The sequence below is a fragment of the Sanyastnella coralliicola genome, from assembly GCF_030845195.1.
GTDB lineage: Bacteria > Bacteroidota > Bacteroidia > Flavobacteriales_D > Sanyastnellaceae > Sanyastnella > Sanyastnella coralliicola.
Map to the genome: position 1 here is coordinate 327,501 of NZ_CP132543.1, position 13,851 is coordinate 341,351.

At 46.2% G+C, this 13,851-nt stretch carries 7 protein-coding genes, 2 rRNA genes and 1 riboswitch (1 of these 10 cut by a window edge); of the genes, 5 read left to right on the forward strand and 4 right to left on the reverse strand.

From position 1 onward, the window contains the following. The 3 genes from RA156_RS01410 to der form a co-directional block, all read left to right on the forward strand. Positions 1-2,288 (forward strand): 23S ribosomal RNA (locus tag RA156_RS01410); it begins 481 nt to the left of the window's first position. Positions 2,289-2,363: 75 nt separating this feature from the next. Beyond that, positions 2,364-2,471 (forward strand): 5S ribosomal RNA (gene rrf, locus RA156_RS01415). A gap of 64 nt (positions 2,472-2,535) precedes the next feature. Then, complete coding sequence (der, locus tag RA156_RS01420) at positions 2,536-3,843, forward strand: ribosome biogenesis GTPase Der (RefSeq protein WP_306642182.1); 1,308 nt, start codon at positions 2,536-2,538, stop codon at positions 3,841-3,843. Here der and metF read toward each other — a convergent pair whose 3' ends face one another. Genes metF through RA156_RS01435 form a run of 3 tightly spaced genes read right to left on the reverse strand, consistent with a single transcriptional unit; the run spans position 3,844 to position 8,473 of the window. Beyond that, complete coding sequence (gene metF, locus RA156_RS01425) at positions 3,844-4,797, reverse strand: methylenetetrahydrofolate reductase [NAD(P)H] (RefSeq protein WP_306642183.1); 954 nt, start codon at positions 4,795-4,797, stop codon at positions 3,844-3,846. It lies immediately after the preceding gene. After that, positions 4,794-7,469, reverse strand: a complete 2,676-nt coding sequence (metH, locus tag RA156_RS01430) for a methionine synthase (RefSeq protein ID WP_306642185.1) — start codon at positions 7,467-7,469, stop codon at positions 4,794-4,796. The genes metF and metH overlap by 4 nt, the downstream gene beginning before the upstream one ends. Further along, positions 7,466-8,473 carry a homocysteine S-methyltransferase family protein gene (locus RA156_RS01435; RefSeq protein WP_306642187.1) on the reverse strand — a complete coding sequence of 336 codons (1,008 nt, stop codon included), beginning with the start codon at positions 8,471-8,473 and terminating at the stop codon, positions 7,466-7,468. Before RA156_RS01435 ends, metH begins: the two co-directional genes overlap by 4 nt. A gap of 47 nt (positions 8,474-8,520) precedes the next feature. Next, positions 8,521-8,619: riboswitch (SAM riboswitch) on the reverse strand. A 181-nt stretch (positions 8,620-8,800) separates the two neighbouring features. Between RA156_RS01435 and metK the strand changes: the two genes are divergently transcribed. Continuing rightward, on the forward strand, positions 8,801-10,093 hold the full coding sequence (gene metK / locus RA156_RS01440; RefSeq protein ID WP_306642189.1) for a methionine adenosyltransferase: 1,293 nt from the start codon (positions 8,801-8,803) through the stop codon (positions 10,091-10,093). A gap of 219 nt (positions 10,094-10,312) precedes the next feature. Beyond that, positions 10,313-12,559: a VPS10 domain-containing protein gene (locus RA156_RS01445; RefSeq protein ID WP_306642191.1), complete on the forward strand. Its 2,247-nt coding sequence runs from the start codon at positions 10,313-10,315 to the stop codon at positions 12,557-12,559. Here RA156_RS01445 and RA156_RS01450 read toward each other — a convergent pair whose 3' ends face one another. Continuing rightward, on the reverse strand, positions 12,560-13,837 hold the full coding sequence (locus tag RA156_RS01450; protein ID WP_306642193.1) for a hypothetical protein: 1,278 nt from the start codon (positions 13,835-13,837) through the stop codon (positions 12,560-12,562). Positions 13,838-13,851 lie beyond the last annotated feature (14 nt).

Below are 13,851 nucleotides of genomic sequence, written 5' to 3' on the forward strand. Positions count from 1 at the left end.
GTGAGGGAAAGGTGAAAAGAACCCTGAACAAGGGAGTGAAATAGAACCTGAAACCAGCTGTCTACAAGCGGTCGGAGCCTTCGGGCGACGGCGTGCCTTTTGCATAATGAGCCTACGAGTTACTCTTCACTAGCAAGGATAAGGGCCTCAGGTCCGTATCCGAAGCGAAAGCGAGTACTAAATATGCGTTTAGTTAGTGGAGGTAGACGCGAAACCTTGTGATCTACCCATGGCCAGGTTGAAGCCCCGGTAAAACGGGGTGGAGGACCGAACCACCAGGCGTTGAAAAGCCTTTGGATGAGCTGTGGGTAGGGGTGAAAGGCTAATCAAACTAGGAAATAGCTCGTACTCCCCGAAATGCATTTAGGTGCAGCCTCGGAATTGAGTGTCATAGAGGTAGAGCTACTGATTGGGCTAGGGGGCTTCACCGCCTACCAAACCCTGACAAACTCCGAATGCTATGACATATATCCGGGAGTGAGGGCATGGGTGCTAAGGTCCATGTCCGAGAGGGAAAGAACCCAGACTATCCGTTAAGGTCCCAAAATCTATACTAAGTTGATCAAACGTGGTGCGGTTGCATAGACAGCTAGGATGTTGGCTTGGAAGCAGCCATTCATTTAACGAGTGCGTAACAGCTCACTAGTCGAGCGATCGTGCGTGGATAATAATCGGGCATAAGTATAGTACCGAAGCGGTAGATTTTATGGTAGGGGAGCATTCATACATCGCTGAAGGTGTAGCGTGAGCTATGCTGGAGAGGTATGAAAAGAAAATGTAGGCATAAGTAACGATAAAGCAGGCGAGAAACCTGCTCACCGTTAGACTAAGGTTTCCTGATCAACGCTAATCGGATCAGGGTCAGTCGGGACCTAAGGCGAAACCGAAAGGTGTAGTCGATGGACAACAGGTTAATATTCCTGTACCCGCTATACAACAAAAGTGACGGAGTCATGTAGCTGCTACGTGCTGACGGAATAGCACGTTGAGCCTAGCCTTCGGGCGAAGCGAAGTAGTGAATTGGCTTCCAAGAAAAGCGAGTATAGCGGCCCGTACCGCAAACCGACACAGGTAGTCAAGGAGAGTATCCTAAGGTGCTCGAGTGATTCGTGGTTAAGGAACTAGGCAAATTAGTCTCGTAACTTCGGAATAAGAGACGCTCTTCGGAGCCGCAGTGAATAGGCCCAGGCGACTGTTTATCAAAAACACATGGCTTTGCTAAATCGAAAGATGACGTATAAGGCCTGACACCTGCCCGGTGCTGGAAGGTTAAGAGGAGGAGTTAGCTTTGCGAAGCTCTGAATTGAAGCCCCAGTAAACGGCGGCCGTAACTATAACGGTCCTAAGGTAGCGAAATTCCTTGTCGGGTAAGTTCCGACCTGCACGAATGGTGTAACGATCTGGGCACTGTCTCAACCACGAGCTCGGTGAAATTGTAGTATCGGTGAAGATGCCGATTACCCGCAACGGGACGGAAAGACCCCGTGAACCTTTACTATAGCTTAACGTTGGAATTGGTTAATTAATGTGTAGGATAGGTGGGAGACTTTGAAGCTGTGTCGCCAGGCATGGTGGAGTCATCCTTGAAATACCACCCTTTGATTAGTTGGTTTCTAACCCCTTGGGGGACAGCGTTTGGTGGGTAGTTTGACTGGGGTGGTCGCCTCCAAAAGAGTAACGGAGGCTCCCAAAGGTACCCTCAGTATGGTTGGTAATCATACGCAGAGTGTAATGATATAAGGGTGCTTGACTGTGAGACTTACAAGTCGACCAGGTACGAAAGTAGGGCATAGTGATCCGGTGGTTCCGAATGGAAGGGCCATCGCTCAAAGGATAAAAGGTACTCCGGGGATAACAGGCTGATCACTCCCAAGAGCTCACATCGACGGAGTGGTTTGGCACCTCGATGTCGGCTCGTCACATCCTGGGGCTGGAGAAGGTCCCAAGGGTTGGGCTGTTCGCCCATTAAAGTGGCACGCGAGCTGGGTTCAGAACGTCGTGAGACAGTTCGGTCCCTATCTGTTGTGGGCGTTTGAGGTTTGCGAGGACCCATCTCTAGTACGAGAGGACCGGGATGGACGTACCTCTGGTGTATCTGTTGTGACGCCAGTTGCATTGCAGAGTAGCTACGTACGGATGAGATAAGCGCTGAAAGCATCTAAGCACGAAACTCGCCTCAAGATGAGACCTCATTTAGAGCCGTTAAAGACGATAACGTTGATAGGTCGCAGGTGTAAAGGCAGTGATGTCAAAGCCGAGCGATACTAATGACTCGAAAGCTTATTAGACTAAGACTCTACCAATATGTCCCGTATTCGGGATATCAGATCTATAAAGATAGAATAACTGAATCCCAGACGATTTTAGGTGTCTATTGCGGTGAGGTCCACCTCTTCCCATTCCGAACAGAGAAGTTAAGCCCACCAGCGCAGATGGTACTGCTAACGCGGGAGAGTATGTCGACGCCACTTTTCATGAAAGGCCCCTCTTTGAGGGGCTTTTCTCTTTTATATAAACTCCCTACATTCGATCGCCATGAATAATCTTGTAGCCATCGTCGGAAGACCTAACGTCGGAAAATCAACCCTCTTCAATCGACTCACTGAATCGAAAGAAGCTATCGTTGATCCCGTTAGTGGAGTGACGCGTGACCGTAAATACGGAAACGTGCACTGGGGAGGAAGAGACTTCACCATCATCGATACCGGTGGTTATATCACCAACTCAGATGACTCCTTTGAAGGTGAAATCCGAGAACAAGTCAGCATCTCGATCGAAGAAGCTGCTATCATTCTTTTTGTTGTTGACGTTCATACAGGGATCACTGATCTTGATATGGAAGTGACAAACATCCTGCGTCGTGCAGGGAAACCTATTATGGTGGTCTCCAATAAGGTAGATACAGGAGACAAAGAAATTGGCTCAACTGAATTCTACAGCCTTGGGCTTTCAGATAAGGTATATAGCATCTCAGCAAGTAATGGGTATGGGACAGGTGAACTCCTCGATGATCTCATCGGGCTGATGCCTCCAGAACCTGAAGAGGAAGAAAGCAAGTATCCTAAGATTGCTGTGGTCGGAAGACCGAATGTGGGTAAATCTACTTTCATCAATACACTGCTAGGAGAAAAGCGAAATATCGTTTCTGATATTGCCGGTACAACGCGTGACTCTGTTCACACGATATACAAAGGATTCGGTTTTGAGATCGAAATCATTGATACAGCAGGTCTGAGAAAGAGAAAGAAAATTGACGATTCTCTTGAATACTATTCTGCGGTACGAACCATCAAGGCGATTGATCAAGCAGACGTCTGCCTTCTATTGCTCGAAGCTCCAGAAGGAGTGAATAAGCAAGACCAGGCTATATTCTACCAAATTGTCGAAAGCTTCAGAGGAGTCGTTATTCTTGCGAATAAGTGGGACCTCGTAGATAAGGATCATAGCACGCACGATCAAATGCGTGAGGTCATCTTGAAGAGAATTGAGCCATTCACGGATGTGCCAATCATCTTCACTTCTAACGTGACCAAACAACGAGTAATTCAAGGATTAGAGGAAGCGATGCGTGTATACGAGAATCGTAAGCGCAAAGTATCTACTTCACAATTGAATGATTTTATTCTACCAATCATCAATGACAATCCTCCTCCTGCTTTGAAAGGGAAATATATCCAGATCAAGTATGTAACGCAGATTCCTTCTCAGGTGCCTACGTTCGCATTCTTCTGTAACCTCCCGCAATACATCAGAGATCCTTACAAACGATTCTTGGAGAATCAGCTACGTGAACGATTCGATTTCACAGGGACACCGATCCGTTTGTTCTTCCGTAAGAAGTAATTAGAATACTTCTTTGGCCACACGGGCTGTTACTTCACTTTTACCCATAGTGTAGAAGTGCAACACAGGTACGCCAAATTCCATCAGTTCTTTGCATTGGCGAATACACCATTCGATGCCTGCCTCCTTCACTTCTTCTTTTGACTTACAAGCCTCAACGTTATCTACCAGCTCCTCCGGTAAGTTCACATAGAAATTCTGAGGAATGCTCACCAACTGTCTTGCTGAAGTAAGTGGTTTGATGCCAGGAATGATTGGAACATTGATTCCATTTTCGCGGCAAAGCTTCACGTAATCAAAGTAAGCTTGATTGTCGAAGAACATTTGAGTGACAATGTATTCAGCTCCATCATCTACCTTTTGCTTCAAGTAGCGCAGATCAGACTTAATGTTCGGAGCTTCAAAGTGCTTTTCTGGATAACCAGCAACACCAGCACAGAAGTCTGTTTTATTCGTGTTTCGTAGATCTGGATCTAAATAGATGCCATTGTTCAAGTCTACTACCTGATGAAGTAGATCAATCGCATAGGCGTGTCCATCATCTTCTGCTTTGAAACGACCTTCTGATCTAATCGGATCTCCACGAAGAACCAAGACGTTATCGATACCTAAGAAGTTCAGGTCAATCAAGGCATTCTCCGTTTCCTCTTTACGGAATCCACCACAGATGATATGTGGTACAGGATCAATACTGTAACGATGTTTCAGTGCAGCACAAATCCCTACAGTACCAGGACGTTTTCTAACAGTCTTCTTTTCGAGTAGTCCTTCTTTAACTTCTCTATAGACATACTCTTCTCGGTGATAGGTCACGTCTACAAAAGCGGGTTCGAACTCCATGAGATTGTCCATCGTCGTGAAGATCGAATTAATGTCTTGCCCCTTCAGTGGAGGTAGAACTTCTACAGAAAATAGGGTCTTCTTCGCGCCCTTAATATGATCAATCACCTTCATTTCAGTGAGTATTCTTTTTCGTAATTCAATGATGAGCCCAACCAACGTTCAACGTCTTCGACGCTGATATTTCGACGCTGAGCATATTCTTCTACTTGGTCTTTGCTGATTTTACCAAGTCCGAAGTATTTCGATTCCGCGTTAGCGAAATAATAACCAGAAACAGAAGCTGCAGGATACATGGCCAATGACTCAGTCAAAGTGATTCCTGTATTCTCTTCAGCATTCAATAGCTTCCAAATAGTCTCTTTTTCAAGGTGATCCGGACAAGCAGGATACCCAGGTGCAGGGCGAATCCCTTTGTAGTTTTCAGCAATCAAGGCTGTGTTGTCTAGATTCTCGTCGCTCGCATAACCCCAGAAGTTCTTTCGAACGCGTTCGTGAAGGTATTCAGCGAAAGCTTCAGCAAAACGATCTGCTAGGGCCTTGGCCATGATCGAACGGTAATCATCTTGATCACGTTCGAAGGATTCCAAAAGCTTTTCTAGACCATGTCCTGAAGTAACCGCGAAACATCCAATATGATCTGTTCCATGCTCTTCTGGTGCGATGAAGTCCGCAAGTGAATGGTTGGCTGCTTCTTTGTGCTTCTTTTGCTGCTGACGCAGGAAATGGAAGGTCTCTAATGTTTGACCATTCTCTTTTACGTTCACATCGTCACCCTTCCTTGAAGCTTCGAATATTCCAAAGACTCCGGTTGGACGAAGAAGGTTAGACGCTATCATTTCTTGAAGCATCACCTGGGTATCTTCCCAGACCTTAGTGGCTTCTTCACCAACTACATTGTCTTCTAGAATGGCAGGGAATTTCCCGTGAAGTCCCCAAGTCTTGAAATAAGGAGTCCAGTCGATGTAGGGACTTAAATCACGAAGACTCGGATTAATCACTTGAACCCCTAGTTGATTTGGAGCAGAAGGAGACCACGAAGACCAATCGATCTTCATTCCGTTCGCACGGGCCTTTTCGATGGAGATGAACTCCTTCGTTTGTCCGCGTTCTAAATATTTTGTGCGCAGTTCACGGTATTCGTCACGGATTGCTCCGGCGCTCTCTTCTTTCTTTTCACCCATGAGTGAACTCAGAACAGGCACCGCTCGCGAAGCATCATTCACGTGAACCAACGGACCGTCATATGCAGGGAGAATCTTCACGGCGGTGTGCACGCGTGAAGTAGTGGCCCCACCAATCAACAACGGAAGATTCATGCCGCGGATCTTCATTTCCTCAGCTACGTGAATCATTTCATCCAATGACGGCGTGATCAATCCACTCAATCCAATCGCATCAGCACCTTCTTCAATGGCACGATCTAAGATGGTTGCTGCGGGAACCATGACACCAAGGTCAACGATTTCGAAACCGTTACAGGCTAGCACAACCCCCACAATATTCTTCCCAATGTCATGGACATCACCTTTCACGGTGGCTAGTACAATCTTACCTGCTGAACGTCCGCCTTTGCTTTTCTCTGCTTCGAGGTAAGGGGTGAGGTAGGCCACACTGCGTTTCATTACACGGGCGCTTTTCACCACCTGAGGCAGGAACATTTTTCCAGATCCGAACAGATCACCAACCACGTTCATACCGGACATCAACGGGCCTTCAATGACTTCAAGTGGTCGGTCATATTGCTGACGTGCCTCTTCAGTGTCTTCTTCGATGAACTCTACCAATCCTTTTACAAGAGAGTACTCTAGTCGCTTTTCAACCGATTGCTCACGCCACGAGAGATCCTTTTCAACTGTTTTAGCTGAGCTTTGATTCTTTGCGGCGTAGTCAAGGAGTGCTTCAGTAGCGTTGTCGTTTCGATCGAGCAAAACATCTTCAACAAGCGTCAATAACTCATCGTCAATTTCATCATAAACCTCCAGCATGGTTGGGTTTACAATTCCCATATCCATCCCAGCCTTGATACCGTGATACAGGAACGCAGAGTGCATCGCTTCACGTACACGAGGGTTTCCTCTGAAGGAGAACGAAACATTGCTGACTCCACCGCTCACCAATGCACCTGGACAGTTTTCCTTGATCCAGGTTGTTGCACGGAAGAAGTCTAACGCGTTGCTTCGGTGTTCTTCCATCCCCGTAGCCACGGGGAATATGTTCGGGTCGAAAATAATATCAGTAGCAGGGAATCCTACTTCTTCCGTGAGGATCTTATATGCTCGACCACAGATTTCTACACGACGTTCGTAACTGTCTGCCTGACCAGTTTCATCAAAGGCCATCACGACCACAGCTGCTCCGTATCGTCGAATGAGTGTTGCTTGTTCTTTGAAGGTGGCTTCACCCTCTTTAAGGGAGATTGAGTTCACAACGCACTTACCTTGCACTACCTTCAGTCCGGCTTCAATAATCTCCCATTTGGATGAGTCAATCATGATTGGAACACGGGCAATGTCAGGTTCGGCCGCAATCAGCTTCAAAAAAGTGGTCATGGCTTCTTTGCCATCGATCATCCCTTCATCCATATTGATGTCGATGATCTGGGCCCCTCCTTCTACTTGATCGCGCGCTACTTCTAGTGCATCAGTGAAGTTTTCTTCCTTGATTAAGCGCAAGAACTTACGACTTCCAGTCACGTTGGTACGTTCTCCAACGTTGACGAAGTTTGAATCTTGAGTGATGACGAGTGGTTCCAAACCACTCAATATCAGCCTCGCTTGCTTCATGCTTCGACCTTAATTTTTCGAGGTTCGTAGGTAGCTGCCATTTCCGCGATAGCGCGAATATGATCAGGAGTAGTTCCACAACAACCACCAACAATATTGATGATTCCGCGGTCTAGATACTCACTGATTTCGTTGGCCATTTGTTCAGGAGTCTGGTCATAAGCCCCCATTTCATTGGGAAGACCAGCATTTGGATGGGCACTGACCAAGGCCTCGGTATTTCGCGAAACCACGTCGATATATGGCGTAAGCTGCGAAGCCCCTAGCGCACAGTTGAATCCAACACTCAACAGTGGTACGTGCGACATACTGATCAAAAATGCCTCGGCAGTCTGACCAGATAGCGTGCGGCCAGAAGCATCAGTAATGGTACCACTGACCATGATTGGTACAGTAACACCTTTCTCGGCCATGGCTTCTTCTGCTGCGAATAGTGCTGCTTTCGCATTGAGCGTATCAAAAATAGTTTCAATCAAGAAGGCATCGACACCACCATCAATCAACGCAACCATCTGCTCCTTGTATGCAGCTACCAATTCATCATAGGTGACGGCGCGATACGCAGGGTCATTGACATCAGGACTAAGCGATGCGGTTTTGTTGGTAGGACCAATAGACCCGGCAACGTAACGCGGTTTGTCAGGATTCTTTTCTGTCCATCGATTGGCTACTTCACTGGCGATACGCGCTGATTCATAATTCAGGTCGTAAACCAGATGCGATAGATCGTAATCATCTTGTGCAATCGAGGTCGAAGAGAAAGTGTTGGTCTCCACAATGTCAGCTCCGGCTTCGAAGTATGCATCGTGAATGGCCTCGAGAATATCTGGACGCGTGAGTGCCAGGAGGTCATTATTTCCTTTTAATGAAGCTTGATGATCTTTCAGCGATTCATTGCGGAAATCATCTTCCGTAAGGTTGTAACGCTGGATCATGGTGCCCATGGCTCCATCAAGAATTAGAATACGTGAAGCAGCGATGCTTCTTAGGTCATCTTTTTTCATTCAATCTTACGTATTCAAGAAATCTGGAGGAAGTGTCGATCGACATCTGCTCATCTGTCCCCTAAGTAGGGTAGGATTTGGCACCCGGCCTTCCCGGGTTGCCAAGACTTCTACGGGCCTATTCCCTCCGTCTTTCTTGATAAGTACAGAGCAAATGTAATTCTTTTTTCAATCGGTGCCCTATTCGTCTATTTCTTAGGAATCCTCCTACAATAGTTGTCGAAACACTGAGGGATGTCAATCCTGCGAATCGTGGAAATAATTCTAAATTTGCCCGACTTAGTAGAACTCTAATGTGAGTTCCGTTCTTTAAAATCATCATAATAGATGCCTTATCTCTTTACTTCAGAATCAGTGTCAGAAGGGCACCCAGACAAGGTTGCAGATCAAATCTCTGATGCACTAATCGATCACTTTCTAGCTTTTGATAAAGACTCGAAAGTGGCTTGTGAAACACTCGTAACTACCGGGCAGGTTGTACTTGCTGGTGAGGTGAAGAGCACATGTTACCTCGACGTACAGAAGATTACTCGTGATGTCATCAATGATATTGGTTACACACGCAGTGAATATATGTTCGAAGCGAATTCATGTGGGGTTCTTTCAGCGATCCACGAGCAATCTCCAGATATCAATCAGGGAGTTGAACGTGCGAAAAAGGAAGACCAGGGAGCTGGTGATCAGGGGATCATGTTCGGTTATGCGAACCGTGAAACCGATAACTACATGCCATTGGCATTGGAGCTATCACATTTGCTTCTTCAAGAGCTTGCGGCAATCCGTAAGGAAGGAAAGAAAATGAAGTACTTGCGTCCTGATTCAAAGTCGCAGGTAACAATTGAATACGACGATAACAACAACCCGTTGCGCATCGATACGATTGTATTGAGTACACAGCACGACGAGTTTGAGCTTCCAAAGTCAGACAAAAAAACAGAGATCAAGCGCGCTGAAAAAGTGATGCTTGACAAGATCAAAGAAGACTTTGAAAAGATTTTGCTTCCTCGCGTGAAGCGCAAGCTGCCTAAGCGAGTTCAAAAGCTATTCACTGGAAAGATCACATTGCACATCAACCCAACAGGGAAGTTTGTGATTGGCGGACCTCACGGTGATACAGGATTGACAGGTCGTAAGATCATCGTTGATACATACGGTGGTAAAGGTGCGCACGGTGGTGGTGCATTCTCAGGAAAAGACCCAAGTAAAGTTGACCGTTCTGCGGCTTATGCAACACGCCATATCGCTAAGAATATGGTTGCTGCTGGTATTTGTGATGAAGTGCTTGTACAGGTAGGATACGCCATCGGCGTAGCTGAGCCTGTTGGACTGTACATCAACACTTACGGGACATCGAATATTGATCTTTCTGACGCAGAGATTGCGAAGAAGATTGACGACATCTTTGACCTTCGTCCTTACGCTATTGAGAAGCGATTCAAGCTACGCACACCTATCTACAGAGAAGCAGCAGCTTACGGGCATATGGGACGTGAGCCTCAGGAAGTGGAGAAGGAATTCGTTGATGGAAACGGAAAGGTGAAGAAGATGAAAGTGAAGTTGTTCCCTTGGGAAGAGCTTGACTACGTGGCGCGACTCAAACGTGCATTTAAAATTAAATAACCGGTAGGGTGCAATCCTGCATGCTTGTATATAGTGTGATCAAACGGCACACTACCCACGGGTAGTTATATATACATAAGTGTATTGCACTTAGACTGGTTTCTGTCGGCGTGATGGATGGTGAAACGGAGAGCACGACAGACCCATGGTGATAACCAGAAAGACCTCGCTTGAGCAGCGGGGTCTTCTTTTTTGGATTCCTTTCCCGAACTTAGTGTTGTGAGATATCCTCTTTTGATTTTATCGCTCTGCTTTCCTTTTCTTCTGCTAGCGCAGGAGGAGGGAATGACGAAAGGTCAGCGCATTTTTTGCGAAGACCAACAGGCCTTTTCGCTGACAGAATCTATCAATGTCAATGCAGGTTATAAAAGTGTTCTCGCTGAACGCGGAATGGGTGGGCCTAAAAGAGAATGGCTCTGGTCGGAAGTAGGCCCAACAGAACATCCCGCCGAAATCAACCCAGGAGGCAAGGCTATCCCTACATATGCACGAGAAAGAGGTAATGGTACCGGTCGAATTAACTACCTCTATACCGACCCATATCAAGAGAATAGAATCTTTGCGTGCTCTCCAACGGGAGGCCTCTTTGTGAGCGTTGATCTCGGTGAATCATGGAAGAACGCTGGTACAGATCAACTCCCCATTTGTGGTGTCAGCTCAATCGTTGTTGACCCAGAAAACCCTGATCGTTGGATTATTTCCACTGGTGACTCGGATGACCGGTTCATGTTCTCCGATGGAATCTGGCGAACAGAAGACGCTGGGAAATCCTGGGTAAATATCAATGGAGGCGTAAGGGGAAAAAAGATTTCTCCGCAAGAAGATCCTTCAGATTATCTCTATATCGCGAAACTCGAGGCACATCCGTGTTACTTCGGTCGCATTTTCGCTGCCACCAATAAGGGCTTGTTGGTTTCAAACAACGCACTTGATGAAGCGAATAAGGTCAAATGGAAACAGGTGGGCGAGAGCTTCTTCTACGATATCCTTATCCCAGACCCTGATCAGCCTGTAGTGTTGGCAACAGGAGAGGAGTTTTGGAGAAGCGATGATTGCGGCAATTCTTGGGAGCTTCAAGACTATCCAGCATATAAAGATCAAGAGCGCTTTCCTTTCTCAAGAATTTGCATGGTGAATCGACCAACAACAGGCGACGTCTTATTTGGGCTCTCCTGCGCGCAAAAGTTCTCTCAGTCTGGACTAGGAGAAGGAGAGCTCTGGAGCTATTCACCTGCGGATAAGAAACTCACTTACATGCGTTCACTTCGTGATGCCATGAATAATCTGATTAATACTAGAGGTCGAGCCCTAATCGTAGACCCAGAAAGTGAAACGCGCATATTTACAGCGAATGTCCAACCGGTGTTTGTCAGTGAAAACAATGGAGAGCTCTTTCGTCGCATTGAAAAGAATCAGATGCACGATGATGTGCATCACTTTGCTTGGTCAAATGATGGGTTGATCTTATTTGTCGGACATGATGGAGGTGTCTCAAGAAGTTTTGATCGAGGGGCCACATGGCAGAGTGCAAACGTCGGACTTGGTACCGCCAATGTTTTTGGATTGAGTGTGGCTCAAACACAAGAGCATCAAGTGGCCTATGGAGGCTATGATACGGGAGGGAATATCCTAGTTGATGGTCAATGGTACCACAGCACCTGGGGTGATGGCTTTGAAACGATCATCGATTATTCTGATGCGAATATCATGTATACCACTAAGCAACATGGGCATATTCACCGTTCAGATGATCGAGGGAAAAGCTTTGAGAACACCGTCACAAGTGGTAAAACCAAAACCGATTGGCATACATGGATTCGACAACACCAACGATTGCCGAATGTGATCTTTTGCACTGGAGACCGTCTACTTCGCTCTTATGACAAAGGAGAGAATTGGGATGTCATCCTTGATGTTCCCGGACTAGAAGGAGATTACCTCAACGTTTTCAGACTCTTTACAAGCGAAGACCATCCGGATGTGCTCTATGCCTACGTGCTCGATCAAACAAAGGTTGATCCGATCCTTTTGATGACCACAAATGCCGCCGAACCCGATGCTGCAAAAGTGAAGTGGGAGCGGGTTGCAGATGTTCCGAAGAAGGGGTGGATTACGTCTTTAGTTGTTGATCCTGATAACCCAAGGCAGTTCTGGATGTCTTATAAAAGCGCGGAGCCAGATCAAAAGGTATATCGCTTTAACGGAGAACGCTACAGCGATGTGACTGCGAATCTAGGTTGGTGTGTCATCGGAGAAATGGTTCTAGACCGTAATAGCAATGAGCGTATTTACATCGGTACGAATCACGGCGTGTTTACCCGAGATAAATCTGAAGAACAGTGGACCTTACTTGAAGGACTACCAGGTACTTGGGTACGTGCGCTTGAAATCAACTACCACACCAACACGATCTATGCCGGAACCTTTGGAAGAGGTGTGTGGTTTGCACCGCTTTATCAAGACTAATTACTTGTTCATTTGAGTGATGACTTCTCGGCTATTCGCCGGAACGCCGAGGCTTTCAATGAATCCTGCATTTGAATTGAGAATGCCTAATTCATTATCGTTGATCGTATAGAAGTTTCCGCTTACCTGATCAATGGCGATGGATTGAGCATCAAAGCTGTTCCCTTCAGAAAGGAAGCTCTGGAAACTGAATAGGTAAACAACCGACGAAGAAGTATGTCCTATAATGAACGAATCGGGCCCGATTTGTTCTATGGTCTCAATAGGCTCATCTGCGAAGTAATAATTCGTTGGGTCAAAGAAAGACAAGGTTTGCTGATCAAAAACGCGCGCGAAAATGCCGTCACCGCCATTTCCAATGGCTAAAATGTTATCTGATTCATACGCAAAGAGACCTTCAAGATCACCGGGTAGGACATTTGAATTCTCTAGTGCCCCAGAGTTCTTGTTATACTGTTGAAGGAAGAAATTCGTGGTGCCAACTTGCTGCACTTCTACAAAGAGATCATCTTCAATCACAAGTACGGATTCCGGACGAAAATTGTCACCAACTTCAATTATACTGCGCTGAGTTCCGCCTTTGGCGAAAGAACGAACGGTTCCATCAAAAAATGAAACATAGTAATAGAGCTGATCTTCATCGAAGGTAATATCACGCACAAAATCTCCGTTCAATGGATTGGAGTTGGCATAAGTTCCGATGACTTGAAAGGTTTCGTCATCCAGAAAATCGAGCCTTCCAGTAGTACCGCCTCCTACCAATACTTCACTGTGATAAGACCCTGCGTAAGCGATATTCATATCTCCTGATAAACTCGCCACTTCAACAAATTGATCAGATTCATTAAGTGTGTACAGATTTGAGCTCACACCATCCGAGGTGAGGGTTAGCACGTTATCAAGTGTTAGAGGTGCCTCGAAATAAGTGACTTCTTTGAAGGCCGCTCCTTCGTTACCTTCAAAGTCAGTAGCGAAAAACCCGAGGGAGTAACTACCAGATGGCCAATGCACATCTTCCAATATGAACGAGATAGTTTCGTCAATGTTTACGGGGTCTCCTGAAGTTTCAATCACCCCTGAGTTGTAGCGGACACGTCCACTTTCATCGGTCAATTTGACGATCCATGAACGAATACCATTTTCATCATTGGCTTGTGCCCGAACAAATACCAGATCTTCATAATTGTAGGTCGGATTTCCACCCGATGGATTGAGGATTTGAACCGTAGGCGGGATGTCATCTTTCTCCTTGCAACCAATGATTACAAGAAGGCTCATAACGATAAAAAATA

What these genes read in the sequence shown, in the direction of transcription:
- der (WP_306642182.1), top strand. Translation starts at nt 2,536, where the DNA reads ATGAATAATCTTGTAGCCATCGTCGGAAGACCTAACGTCGGAAAATCA.
- metF (WP_306642183.1), bottom strand. Translation starts at nt 4,797, where the DNA reads ATGAAGGTGATTGATCATATTAAGGGCGCGAAGAAGACCCTATTTTCT.
- metH (WP_306642185.1), bottom strand. Translation starts at nt 7,469, where the DNA reads ATGAAGCAAGCGAGGCTGATATTGAGTGGTTTGGAACCACTCGTCATC.
- RA156_RS01435 (WP_306642187.1), bottom strand. Translation starts at nt 8,473, where the DNA reads ATGAAAAAAGATGACCTAAGAAGCATCGCTGCTTCACGTATTCTAATT.
- metK (WP_306642189.1), top strand. Translation starts at nt 8,801, where the DNA reads ATGCCTTATCTCTTTACTTCAGAATCAGTGTCAGAAGGGCACCCAGAC.
- RA156_RS01450 (WP_306642193.1), bottom strand. Translation starts at nt 13,837, where the DNA reads ATGAGCCTTCTTGTAATCATTGGTTGCAAGGAGAAAGATGACATCCCG.